The organism is Arcobacter iocasae (assembly GCF_042214795.1).
Classification (GTDB): Bacteria; Campylobacterota; Campylobacteria; order Campylobacterales; family Arcobacteraceae; genus Arcobacter; species Arcobacter iocasae.
Window position 1 is genome coordinate 1,571,607 of sequence record NZ_CP090177.1, and the last position, 20,401, is coordinate 1,592,007.

Annotated in this window: 17 protein-coding genes, 2 tRNA genes and 3 rRNA genes; 12 read left to right on the forward strand and 10 right to left on the reverse strand. The window is 33.0% G+C overall.

Annotated features, from left to right (window positions below):
• The first annotated feature begins 2 nt into the window (after positions 1-2).
• The 6 genes from LXN10_RS07890 to rrf all read left to right on the forward strand — a co-directional run bounded on the left by LXN10_RS07890 (position 3) and on the right by rrf (position 5,896).
• The gene (locus tag LXN10_RS07890; protein ID WP_375725306.1) at positions 3-350 is read left to right on the forward strand and encodes a nucleotide pyrophosphohydrolase; all 348 of its coding nucleotides are present in this window, start codon (positions 3-5) and stop codon (positions 348-350) included.
• A gap of 307 nt (positions 351-657) precedes the next feature.
• Positions 658-2,174: ribosomal RNA gene (locus tag LXN10_RS07895) — 16S ribosomal RNA — on the forward strand.
• 112 nt (positions 2,175-2,286) lie between these two features.
• Positions 2,287-2,363: transfer RNA gene (locus LXN10_RS07900), tRNA-Ile, on the forward strand.
• A gap of 19 nt (positions 2,364-2,382) precedes the next feature.
• A tRNA-Ala gene (locus tag LXN10_RS07905) sits at positions 2,383-2,458 on the forward strand.
• Between the two features lie 277 nt (positions 2,459-2,735).
• Positions 2,736-5,652: ribosomal RNA gene (locus LXN10_RS07910) — 23S ribosomal RNA — on the forward strand.
• 128 nt (positions 5,653-5,780) lie between these two features.
• Positions 5,781-5,896, forward strand: a 5S ribosomal RNA gene (gene rrf, locus LXN10_RS07915).
• The 16S, 23S and 5S rRNA genes sit together here with 2 tRNA genes alongside, the layout of an rRNA operon.
• Positions 5,897-6,312: 416 nt before the next feature.
• Here the strand turns inward: rrf and hisIE are convergent.
• From hisIE to LXN10_RS07935, 4 genes are all read right to left on the reverse strand, one after another.
• Complete coding sequence (gene hisIE, locus LXN10_RS07920) at positions 6,313-6,996, reverse strand: bifunctional phosphoribosyl-AMP cyclohydrolase/phosphoribosyl-ATP diphosphatase HisIE (RefSeq protein ID WP_375725307.1); 684 nt, start codon at positions 6,994-6,996, stop codon at positions 6,313-6,315.
• Positions 6,997-7,005: 9 nt separating this feature from the next.
• On the reverse strand, positions 7,006-7,311 hold the full coding sequence (locus LXN10_RS07925; protein ID WP_375725308.1) for a hypothetical protein: 306 nt from the start codon (positions 7,309-7,311) through the stop codon (positions 7,006-7,008).
• 42 nt (positions 7,312-7,353) lie between these two features.
• Positions 7,354-8,430: a prohibitin family protein gene (locus tag LXN10_RS07930; RefSeq protein WP_375725309.1), complete on the reverse strand. Its 1,077-nt coding sequence runs from the start codon at positions 8,428-8,430 to the stop codon at positions 7,354-7,356.
• A gap of 107 nt (positions 8,431-8,537) precedes the next feature.
• The gene (locus LXN10_RS07935; RefSeq protein WP_375722519.1) at positions 8,538-9,458 is read right to left on the reverse strand and encodes a branched-chain amino acid transaminase; all 921 of its coding nucleotides are present in this window, start codon (positions 9,456-9,458) and stop codon (positions 8,538-8,540) included.
• Positions 9,459-9,609: 151 nt separating this feature from the next.
• On the opposite strand from LXN10_RS07935, the gene LXN10_RS07940 reads away from it, so the two are divergent.
• The 3 genes from LXN10_RS07940 (at position 9,610) to LXN10_RS07950 (ending at position 14,799) form a co-directional block, all read left to right on the forward strand.
• Positions 9,610-10,218, forward strand: a complete 609-nt coding sequence (locus tag LXN10_RS07940; protein WP_375722520.1) for a class I SAM-dependent methyltransferase — start codon at positions 9,610-9,612, stop codon at positions 10,216-10,218.
• 76 nt (positions 10,219-10,294) lie between these two features.
• A complete protein-coding gene (gene metH / locus LXN10_RS07945) occupies positions 10,295-13,768 on the forward strand; it encodes a methionine synthase (RefSeq protein WP_375722521.1) in 3,474 nt (1,157 codons plus the stop codon).
• A gap of 179 nt (positions 13,769-13,947) precedes the next feature.
• Positions 13,948-14,799, forward strand: a complete 852-nt coding sequence (locus LXN10_RS07950; RefSeq protein ID WP_375722522.1) for a DMT family transporter — start codon at positions 13,948-13,950, stop codon at positions 14,797-14,799.
• A 108-nt stretch (positions 14,800-14,907) separates the two neighbouring features.
• On the opposite strand, the gene LXN10_RS07955 is transcribed toward LXN10_RS07950, so the two are convergent.
• Positions 14,908-15,582, reverse strand: a complete 675-nt coding sequence (locus LXN10_RS07955) for a hypothetical protein (protein ID WP_375722523.1) — start codon at positions 15,580-15,582, stop codon at positions 14,908-14,910.
• Positions 15,579-16,172: a DUF2238 domain-containing protein gene (locus LXN10_RS07960; RefSeq protein WP_375722524.1), complete on the reverse strand. Its 594-nt coding sequence runs from the start codon at positions 16,170-16,172 to the stop codon at positions 15,579-15,581. Before LXN10_RS07960 ends, LXN10_RS07955 begins: the two co-directional genes overlap by 4 nt.
• 53 nt (positions 16,173-16,225) lie before the next feature.
• Between LXN10_RS07960 and LXN10_RS07965 the strand changes: the two genes are divergently transcribed.
• From LXN10_RS07965 to LXN10_RS07975, 3 genes are all read left to right on the forward strand, one after another.
• Complete coding sequence (locus LXN10_RS07965) at positions 16,226-17,035, forward strand: AraC family transcriptional regulator (RefSeq protein ID WP_375722525.1); 810 nt, start codon at positions 16,226-16,228, stop codon at positions 17,033-17,035.
• 51 nt (positions 17,036-17,086) lie between these two features.
• Positions 17,087-17,686 (forward strand): LysE family translocator, encoded by a 600-nt coding sequence (locus tag LXN10_RS07970; RefSeq protein ID WP_375722526.1) that lies wholly within the window; start codon positions 17,087-17,089, stop codon positions 17,684-17,686.
• 71 nt (positions 17,687-17,757) lie between these two features.
• The gene (locus LXN10_RS07975; RefSeq protein WP_375722527.1) at positions 17,758-18,237 is read left to right on the forward strand and encodes a hypothetical protein; all 480 of its coding nucleotides are present in this window, start codon (positions 17,758-17,760) and stop codon (positions 18,235-18,237) included.
• 5 nt (positions 18,238-18,242) lie between these two features.
• Here the strand turns inward: LXN10_RS07975 and LXN10_RS07980 are convergent, their stop codons facing one another.
• The 4 genes from LXN10_RS07980 to LXN10_RS07995 form a co-directional block, all read right to left on the reverse strand.
• Positions 18,243-18,974, reverse strand: a complete 732-nt coding sequence (locus LXN10_RS07980; RefSeq protein WP_375722528.1) for an MnmC family methyltransferase — start codon at positions 18,972-18,974, stop codon at positions 18,243-18,245.
• Positions 18,975-19,015: 41 nt separating this feature from the next.
• Positions 19,016-19,531: an S-ribosylhomocysteine lyase gene (gene luxS / locus LXN10_RS07985; protein WP_375722529.1), complete on the reverse strand. Its 516-nt coding sequence runs from the start codon at positions 19,529-19,531 to the stop codon at positions 19,016-19,018.
• A gap of 72 nt (positions 19,532-19,603) precedes the next feature.
• A complete protein-coding gene (locus LXN10_RS07990; RefSeq protein ID WP_375722530.1) occupies positions 19,604-19,954 on the reverse strand; it encodes a hypothetical protein in 351 nt (116 codons plus the stop codon).
• A 14-nt stretch (positions 19,955-19,968) separates the two neighbouring features.
• The gene (locus LXN10_RS07995) at positions 19,969-20,370 is read right to left on the reverse strand and encodes a bacteriohemerythrin (protein ID WP_375722531.1); all 402 of its coding nucleotides are present in this window, start codon (positions 20,368-20,370) and stop codon (positions 19,969-19,971) included.
• Positions 20,371-20,401 lie beyond the last annotated feature (31 nt).

Below are 20,401 nucleotides of genomic sequence, written 5' to 3' on the forward strand. Positions count from 1 at the left end.
TTATGAACATTGATAAAATAAAAGAACTGATTTTAAGATTCTCAAATGAAAGGGATTGGGATAAATTTCACAATCCAAAAAATTTAGCAATGGCACTTAGTGTAGAAACAGCAGAACTAGTTGAAATTTTTCAATGGCTAAATGAAGACCAAAGCTTAAATTTAGATAAGTCAAAAAAAGAGCATTTAGAAGAAGAAATTGCAGATATTGCAGTTTATTTGCTAAGAATTTGTTATTCACACAATATAGATTTAGAAAAAGCAATTATTTCTAAAATGAAGAAAAATGAAATAAAGTATCCCTTATATGACAAAAATGGCGAAAAAATCGACTATGGGAAGAAAAACTAATGCAAAAAAGATTTTTTTTCAAAATTTAAGCCAAGATTAAAGAAAAGCGCTTGACAAAGACAAAAAAACCTATTATAATTCCCGTCCAATTTGAGTGACAAACGTCGCAAAGGGTTGATGTTCTTTAACAAACTACGGTTTTAAGAAGTAAGTAACTTTTATAAACCGAATATGATATAAAACAAGAGAATTTATACAATTCTCGTCTATTAAAAAAACAATGAGTAATGTCAGTAAACAATTGCAATTAATCTTTTTAGGAAGATTAGATAAAAGAGTTAGACACTAGTCATGATTAAACTAAACATTTATGGAGAGTTTGATCCTGGCTCAGAGTGAACGCTGGCGGCGTGCTTAACACATGCAAGTCGAACGAGAACGGATTATAGCTTGCTATAATTGTCAGCTAAGTGGCGCACGGGTGAGTAATATATAGGTAACATGCCCTAGAGAGGGGGATAACAGATGGAAACGTCTGCTAACACCCCATATGCCTTTAAGACCTAAGTCTGCAAGGGAAACATTTATGGCTCTAGGATTGGCCTGTACGGTATCAGTTAGTTGGTGAGGTAATGGCTCACCAAGACAATGACACCTAACTGGTTTGAGAGGATGATCAGTCACACTGGAACTGAGACACGGTCCAGACTCCTACGGGAGGCAGCAGTGGGGAATATTGCACAATGGACGAAAGTCTGATGCAGCAACGCCGCGTGGAGGATGACACATTTCGGTGCGTAAACTCCTTTTATATAGGAAGATAATGACGGTACTATATGAATAAGCACCGGCTAACTCCGTGCCAGCAGCCGCGGTAATACGGAGGGTGCAAGCGTTACTCGGAATTACTGGGCGTAAAGAGCGTGTAGGCGGGTAAATAAGTTGGAAGTGAAATCCTATGGCTCAACCATAGAACTGCTTCCAAAACTGTTAACCTAGAATGTGGGAGAGGTAGATGGAATTTCTGGTGTAGGGGTAAAATCCGTAGATATCAGAAGGAATACCGATTGCGAAGGCGATCTACTGGAACACAATTGACGCTGAGACGCGAAAGCGTGGGGAGCAAACAGGATTAGATACCCTGGTAGTCCACGCCCTAAACGATGTACACTAGTTGTTGTGAGGCTAGACCTTGCAGTAATGCAGTTAACACATTAAGTGTACCGCCTGGGGAGTACGGTCGCAAGATTAAAACTCAAAGGAATAGACGGGGACCCGCACAAGCGGTGGAGCATGTGGTTTAATTCGACGATACGCGAAGAACCTTACCTGGTCTTGACATAGAAAGAACTTTCCAGAGATGGATTGGTGCCTGCTTGCAGGAGCTTTCATACAGGTGCTGCACGGCTGTCGTCAGCTCGTGTCGTGAGATGTTGGGTTAAGTCCCGCAACGAGCGCAACCCTCGTCGTTAGTTGCTAACAGTTCGGCTGAGAACTCTAACGAGACTGCCTACGCAAGTAGGAGGAAGGTGAGGACGACGTCAAGTCATCATGGCCCTTACGACCAGGGCTACACACGTGCTACAATGGGGTATACAAAGAGCAGCAATACGGTGACGTGGAGCGAATCTCAAAAATGCCTCCCAGTTCGGATTGTAGTCTGCAACTCGACTACATGAAGTTGGAATCGCTAGTAATCGTAGATCAGCTATGCTACGGTGAATACGTTCCCGGGTCTTGTACTCACCGCCCGTCACACCATGGGAGTTGAATTCATTCGAAGCGGGGATGCTAAAATAGCTACCTTCCACAGTGGATTTAGCGACTGGGGTGAAGTCGTAACAAGGTAACCGTAGGAGAACCTGCGGTTGGATCACCTCCTTTCAGAGTAATGAGATTAGATTCGTTTCTAATCTCAAGAAATAAAAAAACAATGGGTAAATATCCAATATCATATTCGGTTTGTAAAGGTTATTGAAAATAATAGGTGAAGAATGGGCCTATAGCTCAGCTGGCTAGAGCGCTCGACTGATAATCGTGAGGTCCCAGGTTCAAGTCCTGGTAGGCCCACCATGATTGAATAATCTTTGTTGGGGAATTAGCTCAGCTGGGAGAGCGCCTGCCTTGCACGCAGGAGGTCAGCGGTTCGATCCCGCTATTCTCCACCAACATTACACCAAAACCAAAGTAGAACGCAAATTAGTAAATTTTAATATTAGTACTTAAGAGAAGTATTAATATTAGGATTTATCCTAAATGTTATTTAAAAATTTAATGTTAAAGTCTTTAAAATTTTTTCGAATTAGAATAAAGAGATTTATTTTAATACAAAATAGAAAACAATTTAAACACACAATTACTGTTTTATTAAATATTGTATTTAATAAGATAGTAGCCAAGGAATAATTATCAAAAAAGGTAACTATAGAGATATAGTTATACAAATTATAAGCTATTAAGGGCTAATGGTGGATGCCTAGACTGTAAGAGGCGATGAAGGACGTATTAGGCTGCGATAAGCCTCGGGGAGCTGCCAAAGAGCTTTGATCCGAGGATTTCCGAATGGGACAACCCAGCATATAGAGATATATGTTACCCTGCGGGGAGCTAACCTGGTGAAGTGAAACATCTCAGTAGCCAGAGGAAGAGAAATCAAATGAGATTCCGTAAGTAGCGGCGAGCGAACGCGGATTAGGACAAACCCTATGCTTGCATAGGGGGTTGTAGGACCATAATGTGAGACTTAAAAGAGTAGTAGAAATATCTGGAAAGGTATAGCATAGAAGGTGAAACTCCTGTATACGAAACTCTTGAGAGCTCTATTGGTATCCTGAGTAGGACGGAACACGTGATATTTTGTCTGAATCTGGGGGGACCACCCTCCAATCCTAAATACTACTTACAGATCGATAGTGAACAAGTACCGTGAGGGAAAGGTGAAAAGTACTCCAGCGAGGAGAGTGAAATAGAACCTGAAACCATTAGCTTACAATCATTCGGAGCCCTATGTTGCTTGCAACAGGGTGACGGACTGCCTTTTGCATAATGAGCCTGCGAGTTGTGGTGTCTGGCAAGGTTAAGTCAAGTACGGAGCCGTAGCGAAAGCGAGTCTTAATAGGGCGACATAGTCAGATGCTGCAGACCCGAAACGAAGTGATCTATCCATGAGCAGGTTGAAGCTGGTGTAAGAGCCAGTGGAGGACCGAACCCATTGACGTTGAAAAGTCTCGGGATGACTTGTGGATAGGGGTGAAAGGCCAATCAAACTTCGTGATAGCTGGTTCTCTCCGAAATATATTTAGGTATAGCCTTATGTCGTAACATATAGGGGTAGAGCACTGAATGGGCTAGGGCTGCTTACCGCGGTACCAAACCCTATCAAACTTCGAATACTATATGCGTAATCATAGGAGTCAGGCGATGGGTGATAAAATCCACCGTCGAGAGGGGAACAACCCAGACTAACAGCTAAGGTCCCAAAGTTACATCTAAGTGGAAAACGATGTGAAGTTACTGTGACAACCAGGAGGTTGGCTTAGAAGCAGCCACCCTTTAAAGAAAGCGTAACAGCTCACTGGTCTAGTGATTTTGCGCGGAAAATATAACGGGGCTAAGATGTACACCGAAGCTTTAGACTTGTACTTGTACAAGTGGTAGGAGAGCGTTCTATTCAGCGTTGAAGGTATACCGACGAGGAGTGCTGGAGCGGATAGAAGTGAGCATGCAGGCATGAGTAGCGATAATTGAGGTGAGAATCCTCAACGCCGAAAACCCAAGGTTTCCTACGCGATGCTCGTCATCGTAGGGTTAGTCGGGACCTAAGTCGAGTCCGAAAGGGGTAGACGATGGCAAATTGATTAATATTTCAATACCAACAAATAAGCGCGATGTGGGGACGCATAGAGTTAATCGAGGTCACTGATGGAATAGTGGCTCGAAGGATGTAGGTTGTATCTTAGGCAAATCCGGGATACATTCGACCGAGATCTTACAGGCTGTTGCGATTCTTCGGAATCAATTCAGAATCGATGATACTGTCGTGCCAAGAAAAGCCACTAAGTATATTATTTGTTGCCCGTACCGTAAACCGACACAGGTGGGTGGGATGAGTATTCTAAGGCGCGTGGAAGAACCCTGGTTAAGGAACTCTGCAAACTAGCACCGTATCTTCGGTATAAGGTGTGCCTACTATTGTATAGAAACTTGCTTTCAAAAGCGATAGAGGTTGCAACAAAGAGTCCCTCCCGACTGTTTACCAAAAACACAGCACTTTGCTAACTCGCAAGAGGATGTATAAGGTGTGACGCCTGCCCGGTGCTCGAAGGTTAACTGATGATGTCAGCGCAAGCGAAGCATTTGATTGAAGCCCGAGTAAACGGCGGCCGTAACTATAACGGTCCTAAGGTAGCGAAATTCCTTGTCGGTTAAATACCGACCTGCATGAATGGCGTAACGAGATGGGAGCTGTCTCAACCAGGGATCCAGTGAAATTGTAGTGGAGGTGAAAATTCCTCCTACCCGCGGAAAGACGGAAAGACCCCGTGCACCTTTACTACAGCTTGACACTGTAGCTTGGATATTCATGTGCAGGATAGGTGGGAGGCTATGAACTATGGACGCAAGTACATAGGGAGCCACCCTTGAGATACCACCCTTGAATATTTGAGTTACTAACTGGGACGAGTTATCCTCGTTCAGGACAATGTCTGGTGGGTAGTTTGACTGGGGCGGTCGCCTCCTAAAAAGTAACGGAGGCTTGCAAAGGTTGGCTCAAAGCGGATGGAAATCGCTTGTTGAGTATAATGGCATAAGCCAGCCTGACTGTAAGAGATACAACTCGAGCAGAGACGAAAGTCGGTCATAGTGATCCGGTGGTTCTGTGTGGAAGGGCCATCGCTCAAAGGATAAAAGGTACGCCGGGGATAACAGGCTGATCTCCCCCAAGAGCTCACATCGACGGGGAGGTTTGGCACCTCGATGTCGGCTCATCGCATCCTGGGGCTGGAGCAGGTCCCAAGGGTATGGCTGTTCGCCATTTAAAGCGGTACGCGAGCTGGGTTCAGAACGTCGTGAGACAGTTCGGTCCCTATCTTCCGTGGGCGTAGGAAAGTTGAAGAGATTTGTCCCTAGTACGAGAGGACCGGGATGAACGTACCACTGGTGTACCAATTGTTCTGCCAAGAGCATCGTTGGGTAGCTACGTACGGATGTGATAAGAGCTGAAAGCATCTAAGCTCGAAGCCAACTCTAAGATGAACTTTCCCTGAAGATCCCAGCAAGACTAGCTGGTTGATAGGCTGGATGTGTAAGTGAAGTAATTCATTTAGCTGACCAGTACTAATAGATCGTTTGGCTTATTTTATATATTTCTTGGTTTACTATCTTATTAAGTACATACTTAATGAGTATGTGTGTAAAAGACTTTAACATTAATATACTCAAGATTGAGTTGAGTATTAAGAGCATTTATTGCTTTTACTACTCAACTTTGTTGGTGATTATAGAGAAGTGGAAATACCCGGCTCCATTCCGAACCCGGAAGTCAAGCACTTCATCGCTGATAATACTGCAGGGTCCCCTTGTGGAAACGTAAGTCGTCGCCAACTCTTGAGTCTTTTTTAAGCTTAGTTCTATTTAGACTTTCAGTCTTTTTAGCACTGAGCTTTTTTTTAGCACTTTTTTTACTGTTATTTATTTCTTCTAACAGGATTCTTTGATATTATTTTCTATTACTTTTATCAGAATTTATTTCTTTTATTCTATTCTCTCCTATTATGCTTTTTTCTTTATATCGTACTTTGATATTAAATTATTCTATCTTTCTTATTTAGAAGCTCTTATATTTGTTTATAACACTATATTAAGTTGATTTATTTTCTTTCTTGTTATACAATTAGGATATTTATATAAAGGATACAAAATGTATTTAGATAAAATTGGGATTCTAGTAGGAATTGGGTTAATAATATTTATGGTATTAAGTTTTGTAGTAAAGTATTTTATACGAAATAAAGAGTAGAGACTACTCTTCTTTTCTTGAATTTTTTTCGTCAATTCCTGACATACCAAATCTTCTAGCAAGTTCTTGTTTAATTCTATCAGGAGATATGTTTTTGCTTGCTAATGCAACCATTGTGTGGTAAACTAAATCTGCTGCTTCATAAATCATTTCTTCACTATTATCATCTTTAACTGCAAAAGTAAATTCACCTGCTTCTTCAACAATTTTCTTAAGCATAGAGTTCTCTTTGCCATTTAATAGTTTAGATGTATAAGATTTCTTAGGATCATCATTTTTTCTATCTTGAATAACATGAAATAAGTTATCTAAAACAGAATATTTATTAGTTGTATTAACTTCTACATCACTAATTATTTCATTTGTTTCTAAGTTAGTAAAGAAGCATGATTTTCTGCCTGTATGACAAGCTACGCCTTCTTGTATAACTTTTATTAGTATTGTATCATTATCACAATCAAGCATTATTTTTGCGATTTCTTGTGTATGACCAGATTCTTCACCTTTTTTCCAAATTCGTTGTTTACTTCTTGAAAAGTAGTGAGCAAATTTTGTAGATAGAGTTAAGTCTAAAGCTTCTTTATCCATATAGGCTAACATTAAAACTTCATTTGTTGTTGAATCTTGTGTGATAACTGGAATCAAACCATTCATTTTTTCCCATGCAATATTTTCTATATTCTTCATCTTTTTACCTTAAAAATTTTTGCCTAAATTAATTCTTACACCATCAATAGATTTTTGTTCTGTATTTAAATCAACAGTACCATCTATTTCTATTTCATCTTTGTTTTTTGGAGTTAAATCAACTTCTTTATTTACTGGTTTAGTCAATAAATCTTCTTTTTTTTGATAATCTTTTTTTGTTTTTTGTTTTGTTTGTATGTTTGGGTTTAATAATTTAATATCATTTAAGTCAATATTATTTTTTTGATCTTTGGCATTTAGTAAAACTATAGAGCTTAACAGAACAAAGATTAATATAAATATTTTATTTAACATAGGTATCCAAATATAAAGAGTAGAAAACTACTCTTTATAAAATTATTTGTTTATTGCAGAATTTATAGCTCTATCTTTAGTATCTACCCAAATATTTGGAGTAGAACCACCAGGAGTTAAGAAGATTTTTGCATCTTTATTAACTTTTAAAGCATCATTAAATTTACCTTGAATTTGTATTTGTTGCATTTTAAGTAAATTTGGTGTTAATGATTCAGCAATAACTTTATTTGCTGCTGCTTGTGCTTTAGCTTCAATAGTTACAGCATCTGCTCTACCTTTAGCTTCAATTCTATTAGCTTCAGCATCACCTGTAGCTTTTGCAGCTACTTTTTGAGCTTCTTGTTTAGTTCTTTGAACTTCGTATTTAACTCTTTCAGACTCTTGATTAGCAATTTGAACTCTTTCAATTTGTTCTTTTATCTTAGGAGGAAGTCCGATTTCTCTTAACTGAACAGATAGTAAAGAAACAGGTTTCTCTGGCAAGGCATTGATATTTGCTCTTATACCATCTTCAATTTTAACTGCGATTTCATTTCTTTTTGTTGGTAATTCTTCTGCTGTATATGTTCCAACAACATTTCTAACTATATCTCTAACAACTGGGTTGATAATCTTTTCTTCCCATGAAAGTCCCCAATTAGCAATAGTAGTTGGTGCACCATCAGCTGTAAGTTTATATTGAACAGTTAATTCTATAGATACAGGTAATCCTCTTGCATCAAGAATATTAATTGCAGGATTTAATTTAATTCCCGAATCATAACCACCAATTTGTTCAACACTTGAATAGTTAATAAGTCTAACTTTTGTATCTATTACGATAACTTTTTGAACGACAGGAAGATAAAGATGAAAACCTGGATTCAAAGGAATACTTTCATATTTACCTGCAGTTACTTTAATACCTACTTGACCTGATTCAATAATTACAAAAGGTCTAAATACAAATAACATTATTATTACAATTATAATTGCATAAATGAAACCTGCTTTTTTACCAAAGTTTTTAAAGAATTCAGGTGGCTCAAAAGGAGGTTGATATCCTCCTCCATTAGAGCCCCCACCGCTGTTTTTGTTTTGTTGTCTATTTTTAAAATAATCATTATCTATTGGCATTAATATCCTTAAATATTTTTAAATTTTTCTGCTCCATTTTTATGAAACACAAAAGATAAAACTACTATGTTTTATCTTTTGTATTTCAACTAAGTAGAAAATTCTACTTAGTTAATGTATGTTAAATGTTTAGCATACTTTTCGTTTTTACCTTGAACGATGTCAAAATATCCACTTTGAAGTTTTTCAGTTATAGGACCTCTTTCACCAGCTCCTATAATTCTTGCATCTACTTCTCTAATAGGTGTTACTTCAACAGCAGTTCCTGTAAAGAATGCTTCATCAGCAATATATATCTCTTCTCTTGTGATTCTTCTTCTTTCTACTTTATAACCTAAATCTTGCGCTAAGTCAATAACTGTTGCTTGTGTAATAGATTCTAAAGAAGTATCATTTGGAGGAGTAATAATTACACCATCTCTTACAATAAAGAAACAAGCCCCAGATGCCTCAGCAATATAACCTTGGTCATCTCTTAAAAGTGCTTCATCATATCCAGCTTCAACAGCTTCATATTTTGCCATTTGAGAGTTTAGATAATTAGCAACGGCTTTTGCTTTTCCCATACCTGAAGTATTTGGAGTTCTTGTCATTGATGTTATTTTAACTCTAACACCTTTTTTAAGACCTTCTTCACCTAAATAAGCACCCCATTCCCAAGCAGAAATAGATACATTTACAGGAGCTTCTTTATGATAAAGTCCCATAACTCCATAACCCAAATAAACTAAAGGTCTAATATATGCACCTTCAGTTAATTCATTTTTTTGTAATAATTCAATTTGCGCTTTATTTAATTCATCTTCCGTAAATGGTACATCTAATAGTGTCATTTTTGAAGAGTTTAATAATCTTTTTGTATGTTCTTTTAATTTGAAAATAGCACATCTACCATCATAAGTTTTATATGCCTTTGTACCTTCAATTGCACCATTTCCATAGTGTAAAGTGTGGCTTAATACATGAACTTTTGCATCATTCCAATCAACAAACTTCCCATCCATCCAGATGTATTTTGCTTCTGTCATCTGATTTTTCCTATTATAAATTTTGATAAATAGTCTATCGAAGTTTTGATTAAATAAAAGTGAATCTATTAGTATAAAAAATATCTATAATATTTAATAAGTTTATTTATGTTTAAATACGGTTTAAAAAATTTATATTAACGAGAATATAATGAATCAACAAGAATTATGGAATAAAAAATTTTCAAGAGATGGGTATTTATATGGAACTAATCCAAATCAATTTATAAAAGATGCTTCTGCGAATTTTAAGAAGAGTCAAACTGTATTGTGTCTAGGTGAAGGAGAGGGAAGAAATGCAATCTTTCTTGCCAAAGAGGGCTTTGTTGTTGAGGCAATAGATGCTTCAGATATTGGTTTAAATAAACTTTTTGAACAAAGTAAAATAGAAGATGTAGAGATAAAAACAAATTGTTTGGATATAAATGATTGGCAAGCTTCTAAAAAATATGGGGTCATATTATTCTCTTTTTTGCATTTAAAGATTGATGAGTTAAAAATTTTGATTAAAAAGATAGAAAGCTCACTAGAAGAAGAGGGATTTTTTGTATGTGAGGTTTTTTCAAAAAGGCAAATTGAAAGAAATAGTGGTGGACCAAAAGACTTAGAATTACTTTATAGTATAGATGATTTTAAATCTAATATAAAAGAATTAAAAATCCATAAATTAGAAGAAGTAATTACACATTTAGAAGAAGGAACTGGTCACCAAGGCGAAGCTAGTGTGATAAGATTGATAGCACAAAAAGCTAAAAATTAACAGGCTTTTAACAAAGTTTTTAGTAGAGTAAAAACTTAAAATAAGATATTAAAATTAATAAGAGATAGAAAATATAATGAAAAATACAATAAATGAAATTATAAAAAATAAAGTACTGATTATCGATGGAGCAATGGGGACTCAATTACAAAATGCAGAAATTAAACCTGAAGCATGGAAGTATGAGGACCAAGATTTAGAGGGGTGTAATGAACTTCTAAATGAAACAGCACCTGAAGTTTTAGAAGGAATTCATGATGCTTATGCAAAAGCAGGGGCAAACTTAATTTCAACAAATACTTTTGGAACTATGCCTTGGGTACTTGATGAATATGGAATCTCTTCAAAAGCCTATGAATTATCTAAACTAGGTGCCGAACTTGTAAAAAAATCTTGTAAAAAGTATGAAACAGAAGATGAGCCAAGATTCTGTTTAGGTTCAATTGGACCAGGGACTAAGCTTCCATCATTAGGACATATTAGATATGATGAGATGTATGAAGGGTATAAAGAAGTAGCAAATGGATTAGCTGATGGCGGATGTGACATATATTTACTTGAAACTTGTCAAGATCCACTTCAAATAAAAGCAGCACTTCATGCACTTACTGATACACATCCTGAAATCCCTGTGATGGTATCTGTAACTATTGAGTTATCTGGAACTATGTTAATAGGAACAGATGCTATGACAATAGCTGCTATTTTGAATCCTTTTAATATTTTATCTTTGGGATTTAACTGTGGAACAGGACCAAAACAAGTTCACAAACATGTAAAAACATTAAGTGAAGTTTGTAAATTCCCAATTTCTGTTCATGCAAATGCAGGACTTCCTCAAAATAAAGGTGGAGTTTCATTTTATCCAATGGGACCAGATGAGTTCACTGAACTGCAAAATAGTTTTTTAGAAGTAAATGGAGTCTCATTTTTAGGTGGTTGTTGTGGAACAACTCCTGAACATATAGAAGCCTTGGCTAATAAAGTCAGAGGAACAAAACCAAAAGCACCAAGTGGATTTTTGAAAGCTTCTTTAGCATCACTGTTTAATACAGTTCCATTAAAACAAGATCCAGCTCCTTTATTAATAGGGGAGCGAAGTAATGCAACTGGTTCAAAAGCTTTTAGGGATTTATTAAAAGATAATAACTACGAAGGAACACTTTCTGTTGGACAACAACAAGTGCGAGCAGGTGCACATATTATTGATGTAAGTGTTGGATTTGCTGGACGAGATGAAACAGGAGATATGGATAAAGTGGTTGAACTTTACTCACAAAAAGTTTCACTTCCTTTGATGCCCGATTCTACTCAAATAAAAGCTTTAGAAGCTGCACTTAAACAAATAGGTGGAAGATGTATAATCAACTCTGTAAACCTTGAAGATGGAGAAGAAAAGTTTGATGCTGTTTGTAAATTGGCTAAAAAATTTGGAGCTGCTCTTGTTTGTTTAGTTATTGATGAAGTTGGAATGGCAAAAACTAAAGAAGACAAAATCAGAATTGCGCAGCGTATTTATGATTTATGTGTAAATAGACATGGCTTTAATCCTGAAGATTTAGTTTTTGATATGCTTACATTTACTATTGGTTCTGGAGATGATGAGTATAGAACAGCTGGTGTTGAAACTATGGAAGCGATTAGAGAGTTTCAAATACTTCATCCAGAAGTGGGAACTACTTTAGGGCTTTCAAATATCTCTTTTGGACTTGATATAAAAGCTAGGGTTTATCTAAACTCTATTTATTTAGATCATTGTGTAAAAGCTGGACTTACAAGTGCTATTGTAAATGTAAAACATATATTACCACTAAATAAAATTACAGAAGAAGATAGACTAGCTTGTGATAATTTGATTTTTAATAATCAAGAAAATGGTGACCCTTTATTTAAATTTATTGATCACTTTTCAAATGTAGAAGCCCAAGAAGATCAAAGTGATGAAGAGTATTTAAAAATGGAACCAATAGATAAAGTTAAAAAACTTTTATTAGATGGTGACAAAGATAGACTTATTCCTTTGGTTGATGAATTAAGACACACTATAAAACCAGAAATGATAGTAAATGAGTGGCTAATTGATGGAATGAAAATCATTGGAGAACTTTTTGGTTCTGGTCAAATGCAATTGCCATTTGTACTTCAAAGTGCAGAGACTATGAAAGCAACAGTAGATGCTCTTAATCCATATTTACCAAAAGAAGAAAAAGCTAGTGAAACGGTTCTTGTAATTGGAACAGTAAAAGGTGATGTTCATGATGTGGGTAAAAATTTAGTTGATATTATTTTAAGTAACAATGGATTTAAAGTAATAAACATAGGAATAAAAGCTGATATCAATGACTTTATAATAGCAGTTCAAGAACATAAAGCACAAGCAATTGGTATGAGTGGATTACTTGTAAAATCAACTGCTGTGATGAAAGAAAATCTTGAAGAACTTAAAAGACAAGGTATTGATATTCCTGTACTTTTAGGTGGAGCAGCACTAACAAAATCTTTTGTAAATGAGTATTGTAGACCTTTATACGAAGGACCAATCTTTTATTGTAGAGATGCCTTTGATGGAGTTGTATCTATGCAAAGAATAGAATCAGGTGATTCTTTGAATACAAAACTTGCAGCTGATTTGGTAAAAGATGAAGATGATATTAAAAAAGAGAAAAAAGAGGTAATAATTCCTCCTTATGAAGAGATAGAATTACCTCCAAAAGCTGAGTTTACCTTCCCACCACTTTGGGGAAGAGTTACTCAAAATAAAACATTATTAAATAAAGATTTGATTTTTTCTTGGATAAATCATAGGGTTCTGTTTAGACAAAGATGGGGATATAAAAAAGGTGCAATGAAAGCTGATGAGTTCTTAGCCCATGAGGAAGATGTAGTAAAACCACTTTATGAAAAATATAAAGAAGAGTTTTTTGAAAAAGATATCTTTGACCCAATAGCTATTTATGGATATTACCCTTGTATTTCCCATGATAATAAGCTTTATATCTTTGATAATGAGTATGCTTTTAATAGTTTAAAAGAGGCACAAAATGTACCACCATTAGAAAAAGCCATAAAAGTGTTTGAATTTCCAAGACAAACAAAAGCACCATACAGATGTATAGCTGACTTTTTTGCAAATGATAGATTAGATGTGGTTGCTTTTACACTTGCTAGTTCAGGGTTAAAAATAACTTCTTATGAGAGTGAATTATATCAAAACAGTGAGTTCTCAAAATATCATCAAATTCATGGATTAGGTGTTGAACTTGCAGAAGCTTTAGCTGAGGTAATTCACAAACAAGTAAGACTTGATCTTGATATCGTACCAAAAGAGGGACATACTTTATATGATGTTCAAATGAAACAATATGTCGGTTGTAGGTATTCTCCTGGTTATGCAGCGTGCCCTGATTTAGAACAAAGTAGGGATATCTTTGATTTACTAAAACCAGAAGAGTTTGGAATAACATTAAGTGAGACTTTTCAAATAGATCCAGAGCAAAGTACATGTGCCATAGTAGTGCCACACAATAAAGCCAACTATTACAACATATAAAAATTGTTGTAGTACGGGTATTTTTATCTAATCTCTGCGTTGGTATTTAAAATTTTCAGACTCACTTACTAAACTGTAAGCTTCTCCAAAAATTTTAAATACCGTCTTGACCTTGAACAAAATTCCCTTCACTACAACGATTTTTTAGTAATTTAAAATTAAATCAATATCGAGAATATATGAATAACAACACAAAAGGTATAACAATAACCGCTTTGGGCGTTTTACTAATGAGTTTTGAATCTTTATTTATAAAACTAACTAGTATTTCACCTTTTACATTTTCTTTCTATCTTGGAATATTTATGTTTATAGCAATGATGGCAACATTATTAATAAAACAAAGAGATATCATAAGAGAGGTTACGAAGACATCTTTTTATATCTTTCTTTTATGCGGAATATTAATGGGTAGTGCAAATATTTTCTTTATTTGGGCGATAAAAAGTACAACTGCTGCAAATGTTGTTCTTATCATAGGAACAGGGGCTTTATTTACATCTTTCTTTGCATATTTATTTTATAAGGAAAAAATAAAATTGAATGTTCTTATTGCTTCATTCTTTTTATTTATTGGTCTTTTTATAATTTTTAATGATAAGGTAGGAGTAGGTAATTTAAAGGGTAATCTTTTAGCTATTTTATGCACAATGACTTTTTCTTTATCGTTTGTTTTAATGTCAAAATATACTAGAATAAACCGTGTAGCACTAACTGCAGTCACAGGAGTATCTTTGGCTATAATAGCTTATTTCGCAAGTGATACAATTAGTATTGACTTTTATAATCTTTTCGTAGTAGCAATCATGGGTTTAATTATCACTCCCTTTTCAAGGGTTTTAATATTTAGTGGAACAAAATTTATAAATGCGAGTGAAGTAAGTCTTCTAATGATTATTGAAACAGTTATGGGACCTATTTGGGTGTGGATGGTTTTAAATGAAGTACCAAGTTCTTATACTTTTATAGGTGGGAGTATTATTTTATTAACTTTAATAGTAAATTCAATGTACATCATGAAAAAGGAATAGCCACTTTTGGCTGACTTCTGCGTTGGAGTTGTAAATTTATAAACTTACTTACTTCTAGTAAGCTCCTTCATAAATTTACAACTCCGCCTTGAACTAAACCAAAATTGACTATTCTTTTTTAATTAATTCTTTAATATTATTAAAACAATAACCTGTTCTTTCAATAGAATATAATTTAATAAATTCATCATTTATATAACATGATTTGTTAAGACATAAAGAACTTATTGTATGAATGCAATCTTGCGCAAAATAAAGAAGCTCATAAAATTCACCCCAAGATAAATTTTTATCATCTGAAATTTTATAGTGTTGTTCATTATGCGCTAAGTATTTATTTCTTAATTCAGTGATTTTATCCCTAATCTTTTTTTTCCCAAGGGGATTTTCTTTTTTAATTAAGTTTACAAGAGCTTGGTTTGATTTAATTTTATCTAAACTCAAGTTTTTTAAGAAATTTTTATTATATCTACCATTGCTAAAAAAGTAAAAGTTTATATTAGGGGCATTATTAAGAAGTTTAATTAGTTGCTTTATACTTCTTACTTTATTCTCTTTTTTACTATCATACTGATCATAAATTTTACTTAAAGAAAGAAGTATCTTTTCAATCAACAGCTTTTCTGTAAATGCGAAATAATTTGAGAATTTACTTGAGTTTAATTTTTCCATATCATCAGAAATAGATTTTAATATTAAGAGACATTCTTCAATTTGATTTATTTGAAAGATAATTCCATTTTTATGGTGAATAATATCCTCAACTGTATCTAGTATATTCATATTTTTTTATTTAATTGTTTATCATGATATTTACTAAGTAAAATTAGGGAAAGAATACTTCCTAAAAGAGCAAAGCCCATATCACTTTGAGTATCCCAAATGTATCCTTGTGTTCCTAAAAATGCGGTGGCATCTTCTCCACTAAATATTGCTACGAACCACTCTATTAGTTCATAAAATGCTGAAAATGCTAGACAGAAACAGATAATAAAGAAGTTTCTCCATTTTGGAAAAATAATTATATTTTTTCTTATAAGTATTTCCCTTGCAATTATTGCGGGAATAAAACCTTGGGCAAAATGTCCTACTTTGTCATAGTTATTTCTACTTTGATTTAGGACTTCTTTAATAGTATCAAATAAAGGAACTTCTGCATAAGTATAGTGACCACCTACCATTAAAATAATACAATGAATAAGAATAAGAGTATAAGTAAGGGATGTCAATTTAAAAGATTTGTATGTATAGGCAAGTATTATAAATCCAATAATAGCTGGAAAGACCTCTAAAAACCAAGTAAATTGGTCTTTGGGATTAATTCCTGACCAAATTAAAATAGTAATAAAAATAATAAGCCATAAATATTTCATAAAATATTATATCAAATTAATATATTTATTTATGCATTTGTATATAATTACATATGAAAAAAATATTTACAAAAACATTTAAAAACAAAAATCTTCCTTTTTTAGAACTGCGATACTCTAACTCAAATCTTCATTATAAAAAGCACTTTCATGATAGTTTTTCTTTAGGTGTAAATAAGAAAGGAGAAAGTATATATACAAATAGTGATAAATCATATAATTTAACTAAAAATAAATTAAGCATAATGAATCCACATGAAGTGCACTCTTGTAATGCAAGTAGTGAAATTTTAAATGAATATTATATGATGCATTTAGACACTTCTTGGTGCAGAGATATTCAGAAGCTTATTGATGAAAAGATTACAACTTATATAAATGTGCCAACACATATATTAGAAGATGAATCTTTTTATGATGAATATCTATTTTTATGTGGGTATTTATTTGAAGAACACTCAATTGTGGATAAAGAAGATGCTTTGATAAACTTTTTTATAAAGTTTTTTTCACTTTTTTTAGAAGAAAACCAATCCCCAATAGTGGATGAAAAGTTTGAATCGATTATAAATTATATGAATGATAACTATAAAGAAAATATTAGTTTAGATGATTTGGCTAAATATTTTGATTTAAATCTTTTTTATATTATCAGACTATTTAAATCCAATATGAATCTTACACCCAGAGCATATTTAATAAATGTTAAAATAAATAAATCAAAACAATTTCTTCAAGATGGTTACTCAATTGTTGATACTGCCTTAGAGTGTGGATTTTTTGACCAAAGTCATTTTCATAAAAACTTTGTAAAAATAGTTGCAACAACTCCAATGGAATACAAACTCAATTTTGTACAATAAGTTATTTTAAAAAAAATATATACTTCTTCTAAATTTTATTTAGGAAAATATATGAGTTTTACAATTTTTTTGACAATGTTCTCTTTTGCTTTAGTGATGTCAATTTCTCCGGGTCCTGTAAATATGATGATTATAACTTCAAGTATAAACAATGGATTTGCAAGAACTTTTAGTTTTATCTCAGGGGCAACTATTGGCTTTATTCTTTTATTAATATGTATTGGGCTTGGATTATCAAAGATAATAAATACCTATCCAGATATTTTATTATATGTAGAGATTTTTGGTTTTTCATTTATTATATATTTAGGGATAAAGATTCTAAGTTCAAAGCCAAGTTTGGAAGTAAATAAAAATGATAAAATAAACTTGAGATTTCATGAGGGATTTTTACTTCAATGGCTAAATCCTAAGGCTTGGATAGCTTGTATCTCTGTGGTTTCTATGTATTCATCATCTGAATTATTTACTATTTTTGTCATTATTTATTTTTTTGTTTGTTATTTATCCTTGTCATTTTGGGGAGTTTTAGGAAGTAAAGTTACTAGATTCTTTGATACAGATTTTAAATTGAGAGTATTAAATATTATTATGGGACTTATTCTTATACTTTGTGCTATCTCAATGATTTTTGTAAATCTTTTTTCATAAGCAAATAATTTAAATTGCTATTAGTAAAATTTGGGTAAAATGAGCAGAATATATAAAAAATAGGAAAAAACTTGTTAGATAAAATTTTGAATTTTTGTTTTAGTGTTTCTAAGCAACCTGTTTTATTAAAAGATTTATTAGTGGCAAATGTTCAGCATAATGAAAAAATGCATGTGGATGCTGCAAAATTAGGATTTAGACTTAGTATTGGAAAAGCATACATCGTATATATTTTGATTGTTGCGATTCCTGTGATACCTTTATCTTTATTGGCACATACTATTTTTGAAAAAATTGATGCACATGCTTCTATTGTGGTTTCTATTATCTTTACTGCGATAATTTTTATTTGGTTCAATTTCTTTAGAATTTGGATAAAAGACAAAATGGCAAATAGAGTTATAAGAAAAGCTTGGATGATTCATTTTCCATATTTTCCTTATGATGAGTATAGATATAAAATAGAAGAGATTTTTCATAAAGCTATGAAAAATGAAATTCCAAGAAAAGACTTGGAAAGATATATACTAGATAGTTTAGTTCAAAACTAAATTATCTAATCATAAAATGCTTTAGCCTCTTTATTTCTACTTTTCTTTAATTCCATATCAATATATTTTGCTTCTATATCTTTTTTACTTTTTAAAGCAATAGTTTGTTTTCTATTTCCACTTGGATTTATTTCATAGATAAAAAAACCAGCTTCATACATAGATAATCTGACATTTGAAGAGATAGAATAAGTAGTCATAATCGCATCATCTTTACAAAGTTTAAAAATATCTTGAAAATATTCCACACTCCACAGCTCTTTATTTACTTCGCTTGAAAAAGCATCTTGATATACGATATCTATATCATTTAAAGTTTTGATATATTTTCTTGCATCTCCAATAAAAACTTCTATTTTGATTTTTTCATCTTCATAGGAAAAGTTTTTGGCTATGGAATTTATTATATGTTTGATTTTTTCAAACTCTTTTGGAAAAGTAAATTTATCCAAACTTTTTATTAAATCTTCATCTAACTCAGGAGAATAAATCTCTAGGTTTATATCTGAATTGTTTTCTAAAATATAATAAATAGTAGAAAAAGTGTTATAACCAATCCCAAAACAAATATCTAAAATCTTTAGTTTTTTTAAATCTTTTTTTAGCGTAAGTGCAGGTATTACATGCTTATTTAAAGACTCTTTTATGGCACCTGTTTTAAGGTCATGAAAGTGTTGATTGTATTTTGTAGAAAATAGGGTGTTAGAACCATCTATTGTTTGGATTTCTTTATTCATATAAGTTTTAAGAGATATTTCTATCTCTTAAATTGACTTTCTTAGTTTCCTAAAGATGATAATTTATCATCAGATAAATAAAGCTCTTCGTTTGACATTACGCCAATTTTGTGAGATAAAATATCTTTTGCAATATCTTTTGCTTCTTCTAATGAGTGCATATTACATGTACCACATTGATAAATATTCAGTTCTGGGATATCTTCTTGTTTTGCTACATTTAAAACATCTTCCATAGCAGCTTTCCAAGCAGCAGCTACAACTTCTTCTTTTGGACTTCCAAGTAAACTCATATAAAAACCAGTTCTACAACCCATAGGTGAAACATCAATGATTTCAACAGTAGGTGAATTTAAATGTTCTCTAATAAATCCAGCAAAAAGGTGCTCTAAAGTATGAATCCCTTTTTCACTCATCATATCTTTATTTGGTACATAAAATCTTAAATCAAATACAGTAATAATATCACCAGATGGTGACTTCATTGTTTTTGCAACTCTAACTGCAGGTGCTGGCATAATTGTATGATCAACTTTAAAACTATCTAATAATGGCATATAATATCCTTCAATTTTGTTATAAAAGGGATTTTAACTTAAAGTTAATAAATTGATGATTATATATTATAATTAATAAAGATTTTCTCTAACCATTTTTTTGAAAGCTTTCATATGAACTTTGAGCATATTTGGTATGATATCCTCTTTACAAGCATGAACTATATTTGCAAATTCTGGTTTAGAATAAATTGTTGCTCTGTCTCGTGCTAAAAAAACCAATTTATTCATATCATCACTTAAAAGGATATCTTCTCTATCTGTTATAGCATCATATACATAAAAAAACATTCTTCGCTCTTCACTTGACATTTGACAAGAGTCATCAAGCATCTTAAGTGCTAGTTTTCCTGCATATTCTATCTCTATTGGTGTAAATTCATATGTGTATGCCCAATCATAAGCTTTTTTAAGTATGTCCATTTTATATCCTTTGATTAGTGCTCAAATTTATTTAAGTGGCAAACTAAATCACTATCCATATTTGCTAAATGAAAATCAAACCATTCGGGTAATTTTTCTATAAAGTATGATTTCAACATCTTTTTACCAAATACTGAGTGGGAATTTTTTATAAAATACTCCATCTCTGCTAAGGCTTTGTAATGTTCATCTTTATGCTCTTTTATAGTTGGATAATTGTATTTTTCCATAAGAAACTCTTCTTCTTGGAAGTGTCTTTCGCTATGAAGTAATAATTCTTTTGATTTTTGTATTATACTTTCCAAAGAGTTTATATCAGCACTTGCATATATATCAAAGAACTCTTTATGTAAAGTATCTATTTGGTCATGATTAAGTATATGTGTACTTTGATTAAATTCTTTTATTGTATTCATGTCCTGTTATATGCAAGTTCTATTCCAAGTT